The sequence below is a fragment of the Halosimplex pelagicum genome (assembly GCF_013415905.1).
Lineage (GTDB): Archaea > Halobacteriota > Halobacteria > Halobacteriales > Haloarculaceae > Halosimplex > Halosimplex pelagicum.
Map to the genome: position 1 here is coordinate 977,787 of NZ_CP058909.1, position 19,437 is coordinate 997,223.

Below are 19,437 nucleotides of genomic sequence, written 5' to 3' on the forward strand. Positions count from 1 at the left end.
GCTGGGACCGGATCGGTGTCCGCGCTACAGGTCGTACAGGTCGCCGAACTTCTCGTTCGCGTAGTCGAGGAAGTAGTCGGCGGTGAACCCCTCGCCGGTCGCCTCGGCGACGAGGTCGTCCGTCTCGTAGCGACAGCCGTGGCGGTGGACGTTCTCGGTCAGCCAGTCGTGCAGCGGGTCGAACTCTCCGGTCCTGATCTTCCCGTCGAGGTCGTCGATGTCGTCCTCGGCGCTGGCGTACAGCTGGGCCGCGAGGACGCTCCCCAGCGAGTACGTCGGGAAGTAGCCCAGCGAGCCGTGGGTCCAGTGGATGTCCTGCAGACAGCCCTCGCTGTCGGTGTCGGGCCGCACGCCGAGGTACTCCTCCATCTTGTCGTTCCACACGCCCGGCACCTCCTCGACGTCGAGGTCGCCCGCGATCAGGTCGCGCTCGATCTCGAACCGGAGGATGATGTGCATGTGGTAGGTGAGTTCGTCCGCCTCCACGCGGATCAGATTATCGGGGTAGATCCGGTTGGCGGCCTCGTAGAACTCGCGGGACGAGGCGTCCGTTCCGAGGTGGTCGTTGACGGTGGCGGCGAACCGATCCCAGAACGGCCGCGAGCGGCCGACGTGGTTCTCCCACAGCCGCGACTGGGACTCGTGGACCGTCAGGTCACGGGACTGGCCCAGCGGCGTCCCGTAGTGGTCCCGGGGCAGGCCCTGGGTGTAGGTGGCGTGGCCGAACTCGTGGATCGTCGAACCGATCGCGCCCATCGGGTCCTGGGGGTCGAACCGCGTCGTCACGCGGGCGTCGAACTGCGTCCCCGTCGAGAACGGGTGGGCCGCGGTGTCCAGCCGGCCGCGCTCCCAGTCGTAGCCCAGTTCGTCCAGCGCCGCCCGCACGGTCTCCTCCTGGGCGTCCTCGTCGTACTCGCCGTCGGCGAACGGGTCCGCCAGCTCCGCGTCGCTGTCCTCGATCTCGTCGATGAGCGGGACGAGCTCGTCACGCAGGCGCTCCAGCACCCGCTCGGCGGTGTCGAGACCGAGGTAGGGTTCGTACTCCTCGAAGAGGACTTCGTACGGGTCGCGGTCGGGGTCGATCGCCTCGGCGTAGTCCCGTTTGAGCTCGATCATCGTCTCCAGGGTCGGGGCGAAGGCGTCGAAGTCGTCCTCGGCCTTGGCCTCCTCCCAGACCGGCAGGGCGTTCGACGCCGTCTCGGAGATCTCCGAGACCAGCTCCTCGGGCACCTCGACGGCTCGCTCGTGCTCGCGGCGGACCTCGCGGACGACGGCCCGCCGGTCGCCCGAGAGGTCCGTCCCGTCGAGGTCGTCGAGCCACCGGCCGACCCGCTCGTCGGTCAGTTTCTCGTGGGTGACCGCCGACAGCGCCGAGGACTGCTTCGAGCGGGCGGGCGTGCCGCCCTCGGGCATCGTCACCTGCTGGTCCCAGCCCAGCACTCCACCGGCGTCGTTGAGGTAGGTCAGTTGCTTCACGTGCTCCTCGAAGGCGGGGTAGGGCTCCGGTGCGGACTCGGGCTCCGACTCGGGGGATTCCGTCGTCATCACCCCACGATAACGGCCCTGTCCGTATCAAAACACGGGTGATCGGCGGGCCGACGACCCGGACGCTTCGCTCGCCTCACACGGACGGCTCGCGCTACTCGCCGGCGACGAATCCGGAGAAGACCCGCGACTCGATCTTCCGGAGGTGTTCGCCGACGGTGGCGGGCGACACGTCCAGCTCCTCGGCCAGGTCGTCGTGGGTCGCCTCGCGGGGGTTCTCGTAGTAGCCGGCCCGCACCGCCGTCGAGAGGACCTCCCGCTGGCGGGCGGTCAGTCGGCCGAACAGCTGGCGGACGCCGGGGTCGTACTCGCCGGTCTCGACGACGGCCAGGTCGATCTCCTCGGGGACCGTCTCGAAGGCGTCGGCGAACGCGCCCGCCTCGCCGACCAGCGTGACGACCGCCGCGCCGTCGTCGCCCGACTCGATCGGCATCTCGACGACCAGCTCCGAGCTGCGGCGGTAGGCCAGCAGCCGCCGGGTCAGGTCGTCGAGCTCGAAGTGCGTGTAGACGAACCCGCGGTCGCTCCCGGTCGTCGTGTAGTCGATGACGTACGGGGACGCCGCCAGGATCTCGCTGTAGCGGTCGAGTCCGCGCTGGATCTCCGCCAGCGAGACGCCCGTCTCGCCGTCGATCTGTTCGAGCTGGTGGACCGGCCCGGCCGCCACCGCCGGTTCGTCCGCCAGCGTCGCCCGCAGCGGATGGAACTCGGCGCCGTCCGCGGGACTCGCCCGGACCGTCACGTAGCGCATACCGGGGCCTCGGACGCCCCGGTGAAAAGGTCTCCGTATAAACCGGCCTCGTATGACCGGCAACAGGATTAGGCACCGAGCGTCCGTATCGACTGACGCTGGACGGGCACGGTCACGGCGGCCCCGGGCGCTCGTCCCACGTCGCCCTGAATCTCTTTCCCTCTCCCGGGCCCGTCGTTCCCTCGCTGACGCCACCCGCGCTCACCGGTCCGCCGCCTCGTACTCGCGTCCGCGCTCGCGGTCTCGACCTCGCTCGTCAGCCGCGGCGCCGTCGCGTCCGCCGTTCTCGCGGTCGCCGGTCCCACCGGCGGTTTCGCGTCCGTCGGCCGTCCCGGTGTCCCCGGCGGCCCGCTCGGAGCCCGACGTGACGGACGAGAGGCCGGCCTCGTAGGATCCCGCCCGCCCTCCGGCCCTCCCGGACGACGCGCGCCCCCGGTCGGTCGCCCGTCCGCGACCGGAAACGAGCGACCGGAGGCGCTCGACGAATCCGGGGTCGGGCTCGGGAGCGACCCGGTACTCGCTCCCCGCGCGCTCGACCGCTCCCCGGTCTCGCAGGCGGTCGAGCGCGGCGTCGATCGCGTCGGACCCGGCGTCGACCGGGTCCTCGTCGACCGCCTCCCGGAGTTCGCGTCGCGTTCGCGGCCGCTCGTCGAGCGCCGCCAGGACGGCGCGGTCGGCCGGATCCGCGGCCCTCGCACCGTCCGCCGGTCGGTCCCCGTCCGGTTCGGCTCCGACCAGCGACGCTTTCGCCGCCTGAGCGGCGCACGCCAGGCAGGCCAGCAGGAGCATCGCCACCAGCGACGGGCCGCTCCCCAGGACCAGCAGGGCCCCCGTCCCGACCGCGGCGACGAGCGCCGTCGAGGCTTTGGCGACCCGCCGGCTGGTCTCGCCGGCCGCCTCGACGGCGTCGAACCCCTTCTCGGCGTGGAAGGCACCGAGGACGACCGCCAGCTCCGCGGCGGTCGCGTCCAGCGTGCCCGCGAGCAGTGTCACCGCCGAGACCACTGCGAACACCCACCAGTAGTCGAACTCTTCGCGGAGGGCCGCTCGAATCGTCGGCGGCATCGCCGACACCTTCGTCCACCGGCCACTAGTTCCTGTCGGCCCGGACGAAATTCCGACCGGACGATCGACCGCGGCCGCGACGGCCGGTCAGTCCGCGGACTCGCGCTCGCGTTCCCGTTCGCGCTCGCCGGCGTCGCTCCGGTCGTCGCGCCCGTCGGCGGTCCCAGCCCGCTCGGCCCGCCCTGGTTTCGGGTCGGCGCCGTCCGCACCGTCGGCGTCAGCGGCGTCGTCACCGCCCAGTTCGAGCGTGAGCGGGCGGGCGATCCGCCGGGCGAGGCCGGCGATACGGGCCGTCACCCCTCCGTCGTCGGCGTCGTCGATGCGGAACGCGCTGCCCTCGCGGACGACGGCGCCGCGCGACCGGAGCTTCGCGAGCGCCGCGTCGATCGCCTCGTCGTCGGCGTCGAGCGCCTCCGACAGTTCCCGTCGCGTGCGGGGGCCGTCTTCGAGGGCCTCGTGGACCCGCCGGCCGACGTAGTCGTGGTACACCTCGCGGCCGGTCGGCTCGTCCTCGGTCGCGCCCTCGTGGCGGACGGTCTGGACGGCGTCGACCACGAACCAGGCGCCGACGAGGACGAAACCGACCGGGAGCCACGTCGACTCGCTGCCCAACACGAGCATCGCGCTCCCGCCGACCAGCGCGTACAGTCCGAAGCCCGCGTTCCTGACCGACTGGCGCACGTCGTACACGTCGGTGACGAGTTCCGAGAGGCCGAAGACCGCCATCGAGACGGTGGTCGTGACGAACTGCGCGGGGGAGGGGTCGAGGAGGTAGTAGAGGACGGCGCCGGCGACGAGCCACTGGAGCGCGGGCCAGAACCCCAGTCGGTCGCGGAGCGCCTCGCGGAGGGTCGCTGCCATCGCGGACGTGTTCGGCGAGCGAACGGATAGACCCGTCGGACCGTTAGTCGTCGGCGCTAGTCGCGCCGGCGGCGTCGTCCAGCCACTCCGGGTCGACCAGCGGCGTCCCGTCGGCCTCCGGGCCGAGTTCGGGACCGTGCGGGCCGTCGTCGGGGTCGATGCGGCGGCGCTGTCGGTAGTCCGTCGACCGCTCGACCGGGACGCGCCCGATGGCGTCGATCATCTCGACGTACTCGTCGAACGAGCGAACCTGGCCGAACTCGCCGCCGGCCCGCCTGGTTATCTCCTCGCTCAGGATGGTACCCATGAAGTCGTCGGCGCCGCAGGAGAGCATCTTCAGCCCCTGCTCGTCGCCGTACTTCACCCACGACGACTGGATGTGCTCGATATTGTCGAGAAAGAGTCGCGAGACCGCGATCAGCAGCTCGTCCTCGTCGGTGGTCGCCCCCGCCTCGACCATCCCCTCCTCGTAGAGGGGGGTCTCCTGGTGGACGAAGGATAGGGGGACGAACTCCGTGATCGCGCCCGTCCGCTCCTGTAGCTCGCGGATCCGTTTCAGGTGCAACACGCGGTGCATCTCGTTTTCGACGTGGCCGTACATGATCGTCGCGGTCACGTCGAGGCCGACGTTCGCGGCCGCCTCCATCGCTTCGAGCCACTCGTCGGTCCCGATCTTCCCGGGACAGATCACGTCGCGGACCTCGTCGACGAGGATCTCCGCCGCGGTGCCGGGGACCGAATCGAGCCCCGCCGCCTGCAGCCGGCCGTACACCTCCTCGTAGGACCACTCCGTCCCGCGGCGGCCGTGGTAGGCCTCCTCGGGCGTCATCGAGTGGACGTGGACGCCGTCGACGCTCATGGCCTCGATCTGCTCGCAGTAGGTGCCCGGGTCCACGTCGTACTCCGCCGGGGGCCGGTAGTTCAGGTCGTCGCGGTCGCTCGATTCGAGGAGTGCGCGGTGCTCGTCGTCGAGCGCGAAGGCGGGGTGTAGCCCCGACACCGACGTGACCTCGTAGATGCCTCGCTCGACGGCCTCGCGGACGATCTCCCGGGACTCGGCGGGCCGCTTGGTGAACCCGCCGTGGTCCTCGTCGTTGGCCGAGCGGAACTGTTCGGAGCGGTCCTTGAAGTTACAGAACAGGCAGCCGGTGTTACAGGCGGTCGTGACGTTGTTGTTGAGGTTGGCGACGAAGGTCACCTCCTCGCCGACGACCTCGGCGCGGCGTCGGTCCGCGGCTTCGAGGACGCACTCCTTGCGTTCGCGGTCGATTCCGGGACTCCCCGTCCCGGTCGTCAGCAGTTCGACGCCGTCGTCGACCGTCAGCCGCTCGCCCGCCCGTGCCTTCGCCAGCGCGTTCTCGAAGGACCCGTCGGTCTCGGGGACGTGGTCGAACCCGAACCGTCCCCGAGGCACGTTGGGTCGCGACTCGCCGGCGTCTGTCATTGACCCACATCACAGCGCCCACCCGTATAAGCGGCCGGGAACCGGCCGATGGCCCCGCCGTCCGTGACGAGGTGGTGGGCCGCGGCCGAGCGTAGACCCGCCGTCAGCCGCCGGTGGTCGGCAGGAACGCGACCGCGTCGGTGGCCGTCTCCAGGACGACCCAGGCGACGAACAGGGCGTAGGCGGCCAGCAGGGCGGCCGACTCGGGCGTCGAGAGCGCGAGGTCCGTCCGGAGGAAGGTAAAGAGGAGCACCGTCGCCAGCGTCAACACGGCGAACATCGGCACGGCGAGTTCGAAGTTGAACGACCACGTGCCGACGATGAGCACCCCGACCGGGATGGCGACGAGCAGGTCGAAGGTGTTCGACCCGAGGACGTTCGCCAGCGACGCCACCCCGCGGTCGTCGCGCGCGGCGCGGACGCTCACCAGCGCGTCGGGCAGGCTCGTCGCCGCGGCGGCGACGGTCACGCCCATGATGAACTCGCCGACGCCCAGCGCGGCACCGATCGTTTCGACGGCCCCGACGAGTTCGTGAACCGCCACGAGGATGACCGCCAGGCCCGCGAGCAGGTATCCCCACTGCCGGCGGGCGTCGATCCCGTCGCCGGAGTCGGGGTCGGCGGTGTGGTCGGCGGTGTCCTGCGCCTGGATGAAGATGTAGAGGCCGTACAGCGCCACCGGGATGGCCGCCAGCGGCCGGTTCATCTCGCCGGAGATGGCCCCCGTCCCGTCGACCGGGTAGTAGATGACCGCCATCGCGAAGGTGATCACCAGCGCCGACACCGCGAGCATGTAGAACTGCGCCTCCTTGTAGACGAGCGTCCGGTTGGCCTCAATGTCTTCCTCCGTGGAGATGCCCGCGACTGCGGGGATCACGAGGATGTTGAAGATCGCCGAGCCGACGATCGCCCCGGTCCCGAGCCCGAGCGCGCCGCCCAAGGCCGAGACCACGACCGTCGCCAGCTCGGGAAAGCTCGACCCGACCGCCGCCACGACCGACCCCTGGACGACCTGGGGTAGCCCGTAGTACTCCGAGAGCCGCTCGCTGGCGGATTCGAGCCAGGAGCTCCCGAGCCAGACGGCACCGGTCGTGACGATGACGACCACGACAGCCAGCCCGACGGATTCGACCATCGGGCGCATCTCGACGGGGCAGGCAAGTAGGCGTTTTGGGCTGGCGCGGCGCGGGACCCTGTCGTCGCCGCGCGACTGCGGGCGCTCTCGGCGGCGGACGACCGAGTCAGTACTCCCGGATGTCGACGACCCTCTTCGTCTCCTCGTGAGTGAGGTCGCCGTCGGCCGAAACGACCGGCGCGTCCAATTCACGCCCGACCGCTGCGATCAGCCCGTCGAGCCCGTCCAGATACGGACCGCCCGATCCGACTTCGTCCGCGATTTCGCCCGCTGTCACTGCCGTTCGCCCGTCCACCTCGTACTTCTCTCCCCACGAGAGGTCACCGCGAGCGCCGGCAACGTCGCCGTTCGGGAGGTTCCCTTCGCCGACGAGTGCCTCGGCGTAGGCCGGAACGGGCATCACCCACCGTTCGTTTTCCGCCCCGTTCGACTCGTAGAACTCTCGCGTCGCTTCGACGCCGTCGAGGTAATCGATGAGAAACGTCGCGTCGAGAACCTTCATGCGCCGTTCTCGGCTCGCTCTCGCATCCGCTCTTTCCGCTTTTCTTTCGCCTTCCGACGACCCTCGCGGACGCGCTCGGCCTCCTCGTCGGACCATCGTCCGAACCCGTCGTAGAAGTCACCGGTACTGTCCTCGTCGAGGACACGCTCTAGCACGTCGTTGTAACTCTCCCCCTCGCGACGAATGCGATCGAGTTCCCGTTTCACGCGCTCAGTCACTCGGATCTGCTCGTCGGCGGTCGCCATCAGTACGTCAACGTTGCTGTCGACGGGATTTAGATGTTCGGCCGGGCGTCACTTCTCCCTCGCGACTCCCACGACCGCGAGTGAGAAACGACTTTGCCGCGGGGGCGAGAGGGTCCGCCAATGACCTCTGTGAAGGAGTTCCGGGTGGAGCAGCCCGCCACGGCCGACGAGCTGGGCCGCGGCGCGTTCGTCTTCACCGACGACTACTCGGTGTTCGACTGGGGGAAGATGCCCGACGAGATCCCCGACAAGGGGTGTTCGCTCTGCACGATGGGCGCGTTCAACTTCGAACTGCTCGAATCCGAAGGGGTACCCACCCACTACGAGGGCGTCGCCACCGACGCGACCGACGGCGCCGTCTCGCTCGACGAGGCGCTCGACTCCGGCGCGGCGCCCCGCGAGATGGTCATCGAACTCACGCAGGTCCCCGACCTCCCCTTCGAGGGCGAGGACGCCGAGGACCCGAGCGGCTACGACTACGACGCCTACCACGCCGACGCCGGCGAGAACTACCTCGTCCCGCTGGAGATCGTCTTCCGCAACCGCGTCCCCGTCGGCTCCTCGCTCCGCTCGCGCACCGACCCCGCCGACCACGGCCTCGACTTCGACGAGTGGCCGGACGAGGCCGTCGACCTGGACGACCCCGTCGTCGAGTTCTCCACCAAGTACGAGGAGCAGGACCGCTATCTCGCCGGCGAGGAGGCCGACCGCATCGCCGGCACGGCGAGCATCGACGACCTCGAATCGGTCGCCCGCGAGGTCAACCGGGTCGTCACTGACCGCGCCGCCGAGGCCGGGCTGACCCACGAGGACGGCAAGATCGAGTGTCTGTACTACGAGGGGGAGATCCGCGTCGCCGACGTGGTCGGGACGTTCGACGAGAACCGCTTCTCCTACGAGGGCCAGCAGGTCTCGAAGGAGGTCGTCCGCCAGTACCACAAGCGCACCCAGCCCGAGTGGGTCGAGGCGGTCTCGGCGGCCAAGGCCGAGGCCGACGAGCGCGGCGTCGCCGACTGGAAGTCGTTGTGCGACCGCCAGCCCGAACCGCTCGCCGAGCGCGTGGTCGCCGCCGCCCGCGATCTGTACTGCGCCGGCACCAACGCCTACGTCGGCCGAGAGGTCTTCGACGCGCCCTCGCTGGACGCGGCCATCGACACGGTTCGAGACCTCTGACCGCTCGCCGAAACCCATGACAGCGCAGTCGGATGCGGAACGGCGGACGACCCACCCACCGGAGACGGACGGGCGGTTTCCGGTTCCGCTGCGCGGGGTCGCCGTCGACGCCGAGACTCGCTGCGGTCACTACGACGACGCGGTCGACGTGGTCGCGATCCGATTCTCCTGCTGTGACTGCTACTACCCCTGTTTCCGGTGTCACGAAACGCTCGCCGACCACGAGCCCGAGCGCATCGCCCGCGAGTCGTTCGACGACCCGGGAGTCCTCTGCGGTGTCTGCGGCGAGAGACTCTCGGTCCGCGAGTACCTCGACTGCGACGACGCCTGCCCGGCCTGCGGCGCGTCGTTCAATCCCGGCTGTCGTCGCCACCGGGACCGATATTTCGCTGTCGAGGAGTGACCCCGCTCCGGAGACCGATCGCGCGGTCGGCCACCGACACGTGCGAGCCGTAGCTTCAAGTACGGGAACGGGACCAGCCGGTCCCGTGACCTGAGTTCCGTCGCAGAGCGTTCCGCGAGAGCGCGACACATCGCTCTGCGTCCGTCCGTGTCGCCTGTTCGCCAGAGAATCGCCGAGCGTCGACCGGAGAGCCGTTCGCGGTCAGTCGTCGGCTTCGGCTTCCGGTTCGTCCTCGCCCTGATCGGCGACGTACTCACCGAGGCCGTCGATCGGGCGGTCTGGGTTGGCCTGGTCCAGATCGCGGGGGGCGCCCAGCTGCGCGTCGGTGTCTTCGGGGTCGCGCAGTTTCGTCCGCCCGCGGTGGACGGTTACCTCGTCGGTGAGATGCAGGTCGATGGCCTCCAGCAGCGCCTCCGCTTCGAGGGGCTGACCGATCTCCTGGAGCTCCTCCTCGGTAGCGTCGTCGGGGACGTTGAACGCCCGCTGGGTGATGATCGGGCCCTGGTCCAGGTCCGTCGTCACGTAGTGGGCGGTGACGCCCGCGATGCGGACTCCTTCCTCGATGGCCTGCATGTACGCCGACGCGCCGGGGAACGACGGCAAGAGCGAGGGATGGACGTTGATGATGCGGTCCTCGTAGCGGAACACCACGTCCGGGCTGAGGATGCGCATGTACCGCGCCAGCACCACCAGATCGGTGTCGTACTCCGCCAGGAGGTCGAGCAGTTCGCTCTCGTCGGGCGTGCCCTTCTCGTCGCCGATGTCGTGGAAGGGCACGTCGTACTTCTCGGCGAGCGGCTGCAGGTCGGAGTGGTTGCCGATGACGACCTCCACGTCGGCACCCAGGTTTCCGCTGGCCCACGCCTCGAAGATCGCCTCCAGGCAGTGGGACTCCTTGGTGACGAGGACGGCGATCTGCTGGGTCTCGCGGTCGTCGGGGAACCGAACCTGCACGTCGACGCCGAGGTCGTCGCCGAGGTCGTGGAGCTTCTCCCGCAGGGTCTCCTCCTTGACGATCATCTCGGAGGTGTCGACCCGCATCGTCATGCGGAAGACGCCCTCGCGGACCGCCTGGTCCAGATCCTCGATGTTGATGTTGCGCTCGAACAGCGTCGAGGTGATCTCCGCGATGAGCCCCGTGTCGTCGTCGCCGACGACGACGATCTCGGTCAGATCGCTGGTCACGGCGACCACCGACGGGACGCCGACGAGCGAGTGTGCGAACGGACAGTCATCGGGTAACGCTGACGGGCGTCTGTGCCTAAAGCGTTCTCGTCGCTCGCCGTCGCGTCACACGGGTCGGCCGCTCCGGGCGGTCCGCCGGTATCAGCGATGGATCGCGTACGCAGAGAGTTATTACGCTGGAGTCGAAACGATGGGCAGAGACGGACATGCCCGAACTGATTGTGTTGTGCGTCGACGCCGACGAGACCGAGTGCGCGGCTACGCGCGAGGCTCTCGTCGCGGACGGCGAAGTCGAGGTAACGGTGGCCGACTCGGTCGCTGCGGCAGGCGACGCCCTCGAAGCCGGGGGCGTCGACTGCGTCGTCACCGACTACGACCTCCCGGACGGGACCGGCCTCGACGTCGCCGCGCTGGTCCGGGAGACGACGCCCGACACGCCGTGTATCCTCTTTACCGACGCGTCGCCCGACCGGATCGACACCGCCGACCGCGAGGACGTGGTCGTCGAGTACCTCCCGCGGGACACCCCCGATGCCCGGGAAGCGCTGGCTCGCATGGTCGGCAACCTCGTCAGCCAGCGCACGCAGGTCGGCTACCCGCTCCCGACGCGGGAAGACGAGCGGCTCGCCGCGCTCGAACAGTACGACCGTCCGGGCATGGCGGCCGCCGACGCGTTCGACCGGCTGACGGCGCTCGCCCGGGCGCACTTCGGCGTGAACGTCGCCTTCGTCGGTGTGATCGACGCCCACGAAGAGCGCTTTCTCGCCTGCGCCGGGGCCTCCTGGGAGACGCTCTCCCGCGAGGACTCGATGTGTACCCACACGATCCTCCGGGACGACCTGATGGTCGTCGAGGACACCCACACCGACGACCGGTTCGCCGACAACGACCGCCTCGACGAACTGAACATCCGCGCCTACGCCGGCGTCCCGCTGGAGACGCCGCGCGGCGCGACGATCGGCGCCTTCTGTCTGACTCACGACGAGCCGCGCTCGTTCACCGACGACGAACTCGCCGACCTGCGGCGATTCGCCGACGAAGCGATGGACCAGCTCGAACTGCGTCGCCAGCTCAACGGGTCCGGGGACAGCCACGAGACGGACGGCGACGAGCGCGACGCGGCCGAACACACGGAGACGGGGACGGGGACCGGAGACGACGGCGGTGATGGCCCGTGAGCCTGCAGGAGACGACGTACACGTTCGAGAGCCTGCCCCTGCGAGGCGTCGAGACGGGGACCAACATCCTCGTCACCGGGCCGGCGCTGGGCGGCATCCGCGAGCTGACGATGCGGATGCTCCTGCGCCGGCACTCCCGCGAGGGGACGCTGTTCATCGCCGCCGACGTCGACGGCCGCGAGACGCTGTCGGCCTACGAGGCGCTCGGGGGCGATCTGGACTTCGCGCGGGTCGGCGTCGTCGACTGCACGGAGAACGGGGCCGACGACGAGAGCTGCAACGTCCACGCGGTCGGGAGCCCGGCGGACCTGACCGGCGCCGGCATCGAGTTCTCCTCGCTGTACGAGCGGATCCACGAGAACGGCGCCGCGCGGGTCCGAACCGGCGTGTACACGCTCTCCCCGTTCGTCGTCTACGCGCCCGCCAAGTCCGTGTTCCGCTTCGTCCACACGCTGACCGGCCGCATCCGCACCGCCGACGGCCTCGGCGTCTGCGCCATCGACCCCGACGCCGTCGACGACCAGACCCTCTCGTCGATCGCCCAGGCGTTCGACGGCCAGGTCGAACTCCGCGAGGTCGACGGCCAGCGCGCCGTCCGCGTCCGCGGCCTGCCCGACCAGCCCGACGGCTGGCAGCCCGTCGAGTTCGACGCCGCCTGAACCCCGGGCGCCGGTGACCGCCCGCGGCCGCTCGTACCACTTCAGGTCCGACGCGGCGCCGACCGGGGCGAGTCAAAACCGTTTTCTCCCGGCGCCGCCGCCACTCAGGTGATGACTGCCTACACCGCGACGGTCGAGGTCCGCCTGAAACACGGCGTGCTCGACCCCGAGGCGGAGACGACCGGCCGCGCGCTCGAACGGCTCGGGTTCGAACTCGAGGACCTGCGGGCCGCCGACCTGTTCGAGGTCGACCTCGACGCCGAGAGCGCCGACGGCGCGGCCGAGCGCGCCGGCGAGATGGCCGAGCGCCTCCTCGCCAACCCGACCATCCACGACTACGAGGTCACCGTCGAGGAACGATGACCGTCGCAGTCGTGCAGTTCGGCGGGTCCAACTGCGACCGCGACACCGTCCAGGCGCTCGCCCATCTCGGTATCGACGCCGAACTCGTCTGGCACGAGGGCGGCCTGCCCGAGGACACCACGGGCGTCGTCCTCCCCGGCGGCTTCTCCTACGGCGACTACCTCCGCGCCGGCGCGATGGCCGCCCGGTCGCCCGTCATGAGCGAGGTCCGCGAGGCGGCCGATTCCGGCACGCCCGTCCTCGGTATCTGCAACGGCGCCCAGATCGGCTGCGAGTCGTCGCTGACGCCCGGCGCCTTCACCACCAACGAGAGCGCCCGCTTCCAGTGCGAGCGCGTCAACCTCCGCGTCGAGAACGCCGAAACGCCGTGGACCAGCCACTTCGAGGAGGGCGAGGTCGTCGAGTTCCCCATCGCCCACGGCGAGGGCCGCTACGAGATCGACGACGATCGGCTGGACGAACTCGAAACCGACGACCGAGTCCTCTTTCGCTACTGCGACGAGGACGGCGAGGCCACCCCCGAGGCGAACCCCAACGGCTCGAAACACAGCGTCGCGGGCGTCCTCGGCGAACGGGACTCCGTCGCCGTCCTGATGCCCCACCCCGAGCGCGTCTCCCTGCCCGACATCGGGCGCACCGACGGCCAGGGCGTCCTCCGCGCGTTCGGCGAGTAGCGCTCAGCCGTCGCCGCTCGTCCGTTCCCCGGAGTCGCGCTCCTCGCGCAGCTCCTCGACTTCCGCCTCCAGTTCTTCGATCCGTTCGTCGTCCCCGGAGTCGGTGACGCGACGGACGAGGTAGACGACGCCGCCGATCACGCCGGCGACGATACCGAGATTCACGAGGACGACGATCAGCTCCGTCAGCCCGAGGATCAGCAGGGGGACCATACCGGCGATCTGTTCGGTGCGCGACTTGTATCTGTGGGGTCAGCGCGGCGCCCGCTCGCCGCGGTTCCGACGGTTCACTCCCTGTCGAGCGCCAGCGCGGCCTCGTACACTTCGCGGGTGTGGTCGGGGTTGAACACCTCCTCGGGCAACGACCCCAGCCAGGCCGCCTCGGTGATCTCCTCGTCGGGGTCGCCCAGGTCCCCGCCGTCGGCCACCGCCGGGTCGGTCGCGCGACACAGGAAGTGGACGAACGCCATCTCGACGCGGCGCTCGCCGTCCCCGTCACGCTCGCCGCCCCCGTCGGCGGCGGCCTCGCAGGTGACGACGCTCTCGTCGACGCCGACGGGTCGCACGGGCTCGACCGCGACCCCGGTCTCCTCGCGCACCTCCCGGACGACCGCGTCGGCCAGCCCCTCGCCGTCTTCGACCGCGCCGCCCGGGAGCGTCCACTCCGTGGGATACGCCTCGTTGCGGATGGCCAGCAGGCGCTCGCCGTCGAGGACGACGCCCGCGACGCCCCAGCCCGACCGGAACACCTCGGCGTCGCGCAGTTCGTCGAACCGCTCGGCGTCGACCGCGTGGCGTTCCCGCCGGACGACAAGGTCGTCGTAGCGCCGGCGCGGGTCGGTCCGCTCCATGGCCGTCCGGTTGCCTCTCCCGGCCGATAATCCCATCGGACCGCGACACCTGCGGGTCGTCAGTCGAGACCAGAACGGTCGAATATCCGACATCGACTACTCGGCAAGCATGGTTTCCCGGGCGGTGCAGATCGAGCCGGTGGACCGGTGGACGACGGGACCCGGAACGGGGGCGACGGTCAGTCGCCGCCCTGGTCGAGCATCAGATTCCGGAGCACGTCACCGTAGGCCGGGCGGGTGACCAGTACGCCGATGAGGACGCCGACGATGGTGACGATGGCGAAGCCCTGCAGATCCCCGAGCGAGAGGAAGGCGAGCGGGCTCATGGCGATGATGGTCGTCACGGCGGCGGCGCCGATGACCCAGAACGCCTTGCGGAAGCGGCTCTGGAACACCCTGCCGGTGGCGACCTGTCCCTCGTCGAGGATCTCGTCGGCGATGATCAGCAGGTCGTCGACCCCGGTCCCGATGACGGCGATGAACCCGGCGATATACGAGAGGTTCAGCGGGAGGCCGATGGCCGCGGCGAACCCGAGCAGCAGGTACACCTCGGCGGCGGCGGTCGCCAGCATCGGGAGGGCGACGCGGGGGTCCCGGTAGCGCAGGAAGACCGAGCCGCTGACCGCGAGCCATGCGATCAGGCCGGTCAGCAGCGCCTGCCACTTGAACCGGTCACCGAGGCTCTGCTGGAGGAACAGGACGGTCCCGTTCTCGACGGCCAGCCGCGTCGGCAGCGCACCGGCCCGGAGGTTGACCTGCAGGCGCTGGGCCTCGTCGGTCGACCGCGTCTGCATGACGAACGACGGCGCCGTCACGAACTCGCCGGACTCGATGTCCTCCGCGAGGCCCGGATCGAGGCCGGCCGCGTACACGATCTCCCCGTCGACGGTCGTGTACAGACAGTACCCCGGATCGTCCGGGCTCTGGCGGTACCGACAGCTCTGCGGTCCGGTCGCCTCGCTGGACGTGAACCCGAGGTCGACGAGGTCACGGGAGTAGTTCTGCGCGGCGTCTTCGGTCAGCGTGATCGGGACGATGGGTTGACCGCCTTCGGTCACGTCCGCGAGGCCGATCTGGGAGTTCTCCAGCTGGCGGTTCGTCAGTACCGTCTGGTTGCGGTAGACGGTGCCGTTGTCGGTGTCGACGGGGCGGGTGGCGACGATGGTGACTGCGCCCTCGTCGCCGATGAGGTTGAGCACCTCGGTGGTGTTGGCGTTGGGCACGTCGACGACGACGTAGTTCTCGCCGGTCGCCGAGCGCTGGGTCGCCACCTGTCCGCCGCTCAGCCCGCCGCGGTTGATCTTCGCGGTGATCGTCTCCACGGTCTGCTGGCGGGTCTGGGCGGTCACACCGTTCCGTATCGTCGCCTCGTCACCGTCGAGACCCGCTTCCGTCAGCGCCGTCCGGAACCGCTGTTCGCTGACGTTCTCGACGAGCACCTCGACGGCGTCGCCGTTGCCGGTGTTCAACACGACCGATACGTCCCCCGTCGAGACGTTCAACTGGTTGCCAACGGTCTGGCGGATGCTCGACCGCTGGCCCTGTTCGATCTCGAGGTTCTCGGCGGTGGTCCCGACGAGCGGGGCGCGGATGCGCGACCCGCCGGCCAGTTCCAGTCCGAACTGGAGGTTCGTCGGCCCCGTCGCGGCCCCGTACGAGGAGCTGTTGTTCGCGCCGGCGTCGGGCGCCCCCGCCGGGCCGAACAGCGCGAACGTCGACGCGAGGACGAACACGACGAGCATGACGATCCGCCAGTTCTCGCGGAGGTTCATCGGGCCACCCCCTCGTACTTGTACCAGCGAAGCAGGCTCAGGTTCAGCATGTAGGTGTTCATGAGGTCGGCGGTCAGTCCGAACACGAGCACGATCGCGAGATCCGGCAGCAGCGGGATACCGAACAGCGACGAGACGATCCACATGACGACCATCGCGGAGATGGAGGTGATGGTCATCGTCACACCGGTCTGCATCGCGCGGTAGGTGCTCTCGTAGAAGCTCCCGCGCCGGCGGAGGATGTGGTTGTTCAGCAGGATGTCCGAGTCGACGGAGTACCCGATCAGCATCAGCAGCGCCGCCACCGAGCCCAGCGAGAGCTTGATCTGGAAGACGTTCATCAGCGCGAGCGGGATGATGATGTCCGAGAACGCCGAGATGACGACCGCGATGGAGGGAACGAACGTCCGGAACAGCGCGAACACGAGCAGACTCATCCCGACGAAAGCGACGCCGATGCCGATCAGCGCGAGGCGCTGGGCGTCGGCGCCGAAGCTCGCCGACCGCGACTGGACGGAGACGACCTCGTAACCGGCCGACCGGGCCGCCGAGCTGATGGCTTCGGAGTCGGTCTCCTGGGTCGTGACGATGAACTCGTTCGAGCCGGCGATCGGCTGAACGCTCTCGGCGTAGTCGAGGGTCTGTCGGACCTCGGACTGCGAGGCGTCTGTCGCTACCTGTATCTCGGTCCCCCCGGTGAACTCGATCCCCGGCGTGACCGGTGTCCCGGTCATCAGGGTCCACCCCGCGAGGACCAGCAACGCGAGCGCCAGCACGGCCAGCGGTACGGCCGCGAGCTGACGATTAGAGTACCGGTCGTAATCGGGTTCCGGTACTACGAACTCGACCATGCCCGTCGGTGTGCGACGCCGGCCGATAAGCCTTCTCCATTGCGCCGACACCCACGAGCGGGCGACGCCGCCGCCGTCCGCCGGGATCGGCCCGTTCGGCACGCTCCCGACCGCCGGATGGGGCGCGGATCGGTCGGTCGGCACACCCAAAGGCACTTTTTCTTTCGCTCGTTACCACCCACTAACCCGATGTCCCGCAGTCCCTCGCTCCCCGAGCGACCCCGGCTGGAACTCGACCCCGACATGACGCCGTCGGAACGGCTGGGCGCGCTCACCGACCACCACGCACAGCTCGTCAAGGTGAACCGCGAACTCGAAGCGCAGCTCGACTCCGCGCGCGACCGCCGCGAGGAGCTCACCGACGAGGTCGACCAGCTCGAACGCGAGAACGAGACGCTCAAGACCTCCTCGCTGTACGTCGCCACCGCCGAGGAGATCATCGACGACGGCGTCGTCGTCAAACAGCACGGCAACAACCAGGAGGTGCTCACCGAGCTCCCCACGCAGCTGCGCGAGGGCCTCGAAGCCGGCGACCGCGTCGCCATCAACGACTCCTTCTCTATCCAGTCACAGCTCGAGAGCGAGACCGACGCGCGCGCCCAGGCCATGGAGGTCGACGAGTCGCCCACCGTCACCTACGACGACATCGGCGGCCTCGAGGAACAGATCCAGGAGGTCCGCGAGGCCGTCGAGGAGCCCCTGGTCAACGCCGAGCAGTTCGACGAGGTCGGCATCGAACCGCCCAGCGGCGTCCTGCTGCACGGCCCGCCCGGCACCGGCAAGACCATGCTCGCCCGCGCGGTCGCCAACGAGACCGACGCGACGTTCATCAAGATGGCCGGCTCTGAACTCGTCCGCAAGTTCATCGGCGAGGGCTCCCGGCTCGTCCGCGATCTCTTCGAACTCGCCAGCGAACGAGAGCCAGCCATCATCTTCATCGACGAGATCGACGCCGTCGCCGCCAAGCGCACGGAGTCCAAGACCTCCGGCGACGCCGAGGTCCAGCGAACGATGATGCAGTTGCTCTCGGAGATGGACGGCTTCGAGGACCGCGGCGAGATCCGCATCATCGCCGCCACCAACCGCTTCGACATGCTCGACCGCGCCATCCTCCGCCCCGGTCGCTTCGACCGCCTGATCGAAGTCCCCGAGCCCGACGCCGAGGGCCGCAAGCGCATCCTCGAGATCCACACCCAGGACATGAGCCTCGCCGACGAGGTCGACTTCGAGCGCCTCGCCGAGGAGACCGCCGGCTTCTCCGGCGCGGAACTCGCCTCGCTGGCCACCGAGGCCGGCATGTTCGCCATCCGCGACGGCCGCACCGACGTGCGCACCGAGGACTTCGTCGACGCCCTGGAGAAGATCGAAGAGGGCGACGCCACCGAGGGCCAGCCGGTCGCTTTCTACTAGGAGCCATCTAGTTTCCATCTTTTTCGCGGGTGGGTGTCCTCGGCGCGCGAAGCGCGCCTGCGGGCACCCACCCGCCAAAAACATGGGTGAAAAAAAGCCGGACGACTCGCTCACTCCGTTCGCTCGCGTCCGGTGTCTCGCGGAGAGCAGCGACGCGAGGCTCGTCAGAGCTTGTCTCTGACGGAGAACCGCGCCTGCGGCGCGGATGCTCGCGTCACTGCACCGCTCCCACACCGTCAGGACCGCCCCGACAGCGCGACGACCGCAACTGCCGAACCGCTCGCACCCGGTCGTCCGAACTCGGACATCTGTCCGATCACCTTTTAGGCAAATCCTTAGCGTTTGTTTAAGGATCAAAACTAAATAAGAGACGTTCGACCAGGGAAAACGTATTACGGTGACCGAAAACATGGTATCCACCGACACCGACGAGGGGGTAACGTCGGTCCGGACGGACGGACCGGGCTTTCTGACAGAGCGCGACGACCTGGCGGCGGTGCGCGAGGAGGCGGTGGCGTTCGTCAAGGACAAGGTGACGAACGCGGGCGCGCGCGGCGTCGTCGTGGGGTTGAGCGGCGGCGTCGACTCGACGCTGACGGCGCACCTGGCCGTTCAGGCGCTCGGCAGCGACCGCGTGCTGGGGCTCGGGCTGCCGGCACACACCGACGAGGACAACGCACAGGAGGCGCGGACGATGGCCGAGGGGCTGGGTATCGAGTTCCGCGAGGTCGACCTGCGCCCGCTGCTGGACCTGTTCGAGGACCACGTCGCTCCCGAGGTCGCCCCCGACGGGGGACGGCGGGCGATCGGGAACCTCACCGCGCGCCTGCGGATGTGCGCGCTGTACTACGCGGCCAACGCGCGCTCGTATCTCGTCTGCGGGACGGCCAACCGCTCGGAGCTGCTGCTGGGCTACTTCACGAAGTACGGCGACGGCGGCGCCGACCTGTTCCCGCTCGGCGACCTCTACAAGACGGAGGTGCAGGCGCTCGCCCAGCAGGTCGGCGTCCCGCGGCGGATCGTCGCCAAGGAGCCGACGGCGGATCTCTGGGCCGGCCAGACCGACGCCGAGGATCTGGGGGCTCGGTACTCGGAGATCGACCCGGTCCTCCGTCGGGTCGTCGACCGCAGCGAGCGCGTCGAGGACGCCCTCGACGAGGTCGACGCGAGCCCCGAGACCGCCGAGACCGTCGCGCGGCTGTACGTCGACTCGCTGCACAAGCGCGCGGTCCCGCCCACACCGGGAATCGACGACCGGGGGACCGGGTCCGGCGGGTCGCACCCGCTGCACCTCGCGCCGATGGCGAGCGGGCTGTGACCGGGGCCGCGAACCGATGTCACTCGACGGGCCGTGACCGCTGCGGCGGGCG

Annotated in this window: 21 protein-coding genes; 8 read left to right on the plus strand and 13 right to left on the minus strand. The window is 69.6% G+C overall.

Annotated features, from left to right (window positions below):
• Positions 1-24 precede the first annotated feature (24 nt).
• From HZS54_RS05025 to HZS54_RS05060, 8 genes are all read right to left on the minus strand, one after another.
• On the minus strand, positions 25-1,545 hold the full coding sequence (locus HZS54_RS05025) for a carboxypeptidase M32 (RefSeq protein WP_179920850.1): 1,521 nt from the start codon (positions 1,543-1,545) through the stop codon (positions 25-27).
• 94 nt (positions 1,546-1,639) lie between these two features.
• Positions 1,640-2,296: a helix-turn-helix domain-containing protein gene (locus HZS54_RS05030; RefSeq protein ID WP_179920851.1), complete on the minus strand. Its 657-nt coding sequence runs from the start codon at positions 2,294-2,296 to the stop codon at positions 1,640-1,642.
• A gap of 201 nt (positions 2,297-2,497) precedes the next feature.
• Complete coding sequence (locus HZS54_RS05035) at positions 2,498-3,361, minus strand: hypothetical protein (protein ID WP_179920852.1); 864 nt, start codon at positions 3,359-3,361, stop codon at positions 2,498-2,500.
• Positions 3,362-3,448: 87 nt separating this feature from the next.
• Positions 3,449-4,222: an MFS transporter gene (locus HZS54_RS05040; protein WP_179920853.1), complete on the minus strand. Its 774-nt coding sequence runs from the start codon at positions 4,220-4,222 to the stop codon at positions 3,449-3,451.
• Between the two features lie 43 nt (positions 4,223-4,265).
• Positions 4,266-5,666, minus strand: a complete 1,401-nt coding sequence (gene cofH / locus HZS54_RS05045) for a 7,8-didemethyl-8-hydroxy-5-deazariboflavin synthase subunit CofH (RefSeq protein ID WP_179920854.1) — start codon at positions 5,664-5,666, stop codon at positions 4,266-4,268.
• Positions 5,667-5,769: 103 nt separating this feature from the next.
• Complete coding sequence (locus HZS54_RS05050; RefSeq protein ID WP_179920855.1) at positions 5,770-6,801, minus strand: sodium:calcium antiporter; 1,032 nt, start codon at positions 6,799-6,801, stop codon at positions 5,770-5,772.
• A 106-nt stretch (positions 6,802-6,907) separates the two neighbouring features.
• Positions 6,908-7,303: a PIN domain-containing protein gene (locus HZS54_RS05055; RefSeq protein ID WP_179920856.1), complete on the minus strand. Its 396-nt coding sequence runs from the start codon at positions 7,301-7,303 to the stop codon at positions 6,908-6,910.
• Positions 7,300-7,548 carry an antitoxin VapB family protein gene (locus tag HZS54_RS05060; protein WP_179920857.1) on the minus strand — a complete coding sequence of 83 codons (249 nt, stop codon included), beginning with the start codon at positions 7,546-7,548 and terminating at the stop codon, positions 7,300-7,302. Before HZS54_RS05060 ends, HZS54_RS05055 begins: the two co-directional genes overlap by 4 nt.
• Before the next feature lie 120 nt (positions 7,549-7,668).
• Between HZS54_RS05060 and HZS54_RS05065 the strand changes: the two genes are divergently transcribed.
• Together HZS54_RS05065 and HZS54_RS05070 are read left to right on the plus strand one after the other, a co-directional pair.
• The gene (locus HZS54_RS05065; RefSeq protein ID WP_179920858.1) at positions 7,669-8,721 is read left to right on the plus strand and encodes a phosphoribosylaminoimidazolesuccinocarboxamide synthase; all 1,053 of its coding nucleotides are present in this window, start codon (positions 7,669-7,671) and stop codon (positions 8,719-8,721) included.
• A 16-nt stretch (positions 8,722-8,737) separates the two neighbouring features.
• The gene (locus HZS54_RS05070; RefSeq protein ID WP_179920859.1) at positions 8,738-9,124 is read left to right on the plus strand and encodes a CHY zinc finger protein; all 387 of its coding nucleotides are present in this window, start codon (positions 8,738-8,740) and stop codon (positions 9,122-9,124) included.
• Between the two features lie 201 nt (positions 9,125-9,325).
• On the opposite strand, the gene HZS54_RS05075 is transcribed toward HZS54_RS05070, so the two are convergent.
• Positions 9,326-10,309, minus strand: a complete 984-nt coding sequence (locus HZS54_RS05075) for a formyltetrahydrofolate deformylase (RefSeq protein WP_179920860.1) — start codon at positions 10,307-10,309, stop codon at positions 9,326-9,328.
• Between the two features lie 206 nt (positions 10,310-10,515).
• Here HZS54_RS05075 and HZS54_RS05080 point away from each other — a divergent pair, with 206 nt between their 5' ends.
• The 4 genes from HZS54_RS05080 (at position 10,516) to purQ (ending at position 13,183) form a co-directional block, all read left to right on the plus strand.
• Complete coding sequence (locus tag HZS54_RS05080; protein ID WP_179920861.1) at positions 10,516-11,487, plus strand: GAF domain-containing protein; 972 nt, start codon at positions 10,516-10,518, stop codon at positions 11,485-11,487.
• Positions 11,484-12,146, plus strand: a complete 663-nt coding sequence (locus tag HZS54_RS05085; RefSeq protein WP_179920862.1) for a DUF7504 family protein — start codon at positions 11,484-11,486, stop codon at positions 12,144-12,146. The genes HZS54_RS05080 and HZS54_RS05085 overlap by 4 nt, the downstream gene beginning before the upstream one ends.
• Positions 12,147-12,257: 111 nt before the next feature.
• The gene (purS, locus tag HZS54_RS05090; RefSeq protein WP_179920863.1) at positions 12,258-12,509 is read left to right on the plus strand and encodes a phosphoribosylformylglycinamidine synthase subunit PurS; all 252 of its coding nucleotides are present in this window, start codon (positions 12,258-12,260) and stop codon (positions 12,507-12,509) included.
• Positions 12,506-13,183: a phosphoribosylformylglycinamidine synthase I gene (purQ, locus tag HZS54_RS05095; RefSeq protein ID WP_179920864.1), complete on the plus strand. Its 678-nt coding sequence runs from the start codon at positions 12,506-12,508 to the stop codon at positions 13,181-13,183. The genes purS and purQ overlap by 4 nt, the downstream gene beginning before the upstream one ends.
• Positions 13,184-13,186: 3 nt before the next feature.
• Here the strand turns inward: purQ and HZS54_RS05100 are convergent, their stop codons facing one another.
• From HZS54_RS05100 to secF, 4 genes are all read right to left on the minus strand, one after another.
• Positions 13,187-13,396 (minus strand): hypothetical protein, encoded by a 210-nt coding sequence (locus tag HZS54_RS05100; protein WP_179920865.1) that lies wholly within the window; start codon positions 13,394-13,396, stop codon positions 13,187-13,189.
• 74 nt (positions 13,397-13,470) lie between these two features.
• Complete coding sequence (locus HZS54_RS05105; RefSeq protein WP_179920866.1) at positions 13,471-14,034, minus strand: NUDIX hydrolase; 564 nt, start codon at positions 14,032-14,034, stop codon at positions 13,471-13,473.
• A gap of 179 nt (positions 14,035-14,213) precedes the next feature.
• Positions 14,214-15,806: a preprotein translocase subunit SecD gene (locus HZS54_RS05110; RefSeq protein ID WP_179920867.1), complete on the minus strand. Its 1,593-nt coding sequence runs from the start codon at positions 15,804-15,806 to the stop codon at positions 14,214-14,216.
• Positions 15,803-16,657, minus strand: coding sequence for a protein translocase subunit SecF (secF, locus tag HZS54_RS05115; protein WP_179920868.1), 855 nt, complete (start codon positions 16,655-16,657; stop codon positions 15,803-15,805). The genes HZS54_RS05110 and secF overlap by 4 nt, the downstream gene beginning before the upstream one ends.
• A gap of 189 nt (positions 16,658-16,846) precedes the next feature.
• Between secF and pan2 the strand changes: the two genes are divergently transcribed.
• Together pan2 and HZS54_RS05125 are read left to right on the plus strand one after the other, a co-directional pair.
• A complete protein-coding gene (gene pan2 / locus HZS54_RS05120; RefSeq protein ID WP_179920869.1) occupies positions 16,847-18,067 on the plus strand; it encodes a proteasome-activating nucleotidase Pan2 in 1,221 nt (406 codons plus the stop codon).
• 409 nt (positions 18,068-18,476) lie between these two features.
• Positions 18,477-19,385: an NAD+ synthase gene (locus tag HZS54_RS05125; protein WP_179920870.1), complete on the plus strand. Its 909-nt coding sequence runs from the start codon at positions 18,477-18,479 to the stop codon at positions 19,383-19,385.
• Positions 19,386-19,437 lie beyond the last annotated feature (52 nt).

Excerpts from the sequence above, each read along its gene's own strand:
- HZS54_RS05025 (WP_179920850.1), bottom strand. The coding sequence starts at position 1,545 with ATGACGACGGAATCCCCCGAGTCGGAGCCCGAGTCCGCACCGGAGCCC.
- HZS54_RS05030 (WP_179920851.1), bottom strand. The coding sequence starts at position 2,296 with ATGCGCTACGTGACGGTCCGGGCGAGTCCCGCGGACGGCGCCGAGTTC.
- HZS54_RS05035 (WP_179920852.1), bottom strand. The coding sequence starts at position 3,361 with ATGCCGCCGACGATTCGAGCGGCCCTCCGCGAAGAGTTCGACTACTGG.
- HZS54_RS05040 (WP_179920853.1), bottom strand. The coding sequence starts at position 4,222 with ATGGCAGCGACCCTCCGCGAGGCGCTCCGCGACCGACTGGGGTTCTGG.
- cofH (WP_179920854.1), bottom strand. The coding sequence starts at position 5,666 with ATGACAGACGCCGGCGAGTCGCGACCCAACGTGCCTCGGGGACGGTTC.
- HZS54_RS05050 (WP_179920855.1), bottom strand. The coding sequence starts at position 6,801 with ATGGTCGAATCCGTCGGGCTGGCTGTCGTGGTCGTCATCGTCACGACC.
- HZS54_RS05055 (WP_179920856.1), bottom strand. The coding sequence starts at position 7,303 with ATGAAGGTTCTCGACGCGACGTTTCTCATCGATTACCTCGACGGCGTC.
- HZS54_RS05060 (WP_179920857.1), bottom strand. The coding sequence starts at position 7,548 with ATGGCGACCGCCGACGAGCAGATCCGAGTGACTGAGCGCGTGAAACGG.
- HZS54_RS05065 (WP_179920858.1), top strand. The coding sequence starts at position 7,669 with ATGACCTCTGTGAAGGAGTTCCGGGTGGAGCAGCCCGCCACGGCCGAC.
- HZS54_RS05070 (WP_179920859.1), top strand. The coding sequence starts at position 8,738 with ATGACAGCGCAGTCGGATGCGGAACGGCGGACGACCCACCCACCGGAG.
- HZS54_RS05080 (WP_179920861.1), top strand. The coding sequence starts at position 10,516 with ATGCCCGAACTGATTGTGTTGTGCGTCGACGCCGACGAGACCGAGTGC.
- purS (WP_179920863.1), top strand. The coding sequence starts at position 12,258 with ATGACTGCCTACACCGCGACGGTCGAGGTCCGCCTGAAACACGGCGTG.
- purQ (WP_179920864.1), top strand. The coding sequence starts at position 12,506 with ATGACCGTCGCAGTCGTGCAGTTCGGCGGGTCCAACTGCGACCGCGAC.
- HZS54_RS05100 (WP_179920865.1), bottom strand. The coding sequence starts at position 13,396 with ATGGTCCCCCTGCTGATCCTCGGGCTGACGGAGCTGATCGTCGTCCTC.
- HZS54_RS05105 (WP_179920866.1), bottom strand. The coding sequence starts at position 14,034 with ATGGAGCGGACCGACCCGCGCCGGCGCTACGACGACCTTGTCGTCCGG.
- HZS54_RS05110 (WP_179920867.1), bottom strand. The coding sequence starts at position 15,806 with ATGAACCTCCGCGAGAACTGGCGGATCGTCATGCTCGTCGTGTTCGTC.
- secF (WP_179920868.1), bottom strand. The coding sequence starts at position 16,657 with ATGGTCGAGTTCGTAGTACCGGAACCCGATTACGACCGGTACTCTAAT.
- pan2 (WP_179920869.1), top strand. The coding sequence starts at position 16,847 with ATGTCCCGCAGTCCCTCGCTCCCCGAGCGACCCCGGCTGGAACTCGAC.
- HZS54_RS05125 (WP_179920870.1), top strand. The coding sequence starts at position 18,477 with ATGGTATCCACCGACACCGACGAGGGGGTAACGTCGGTCCGGACGGAC.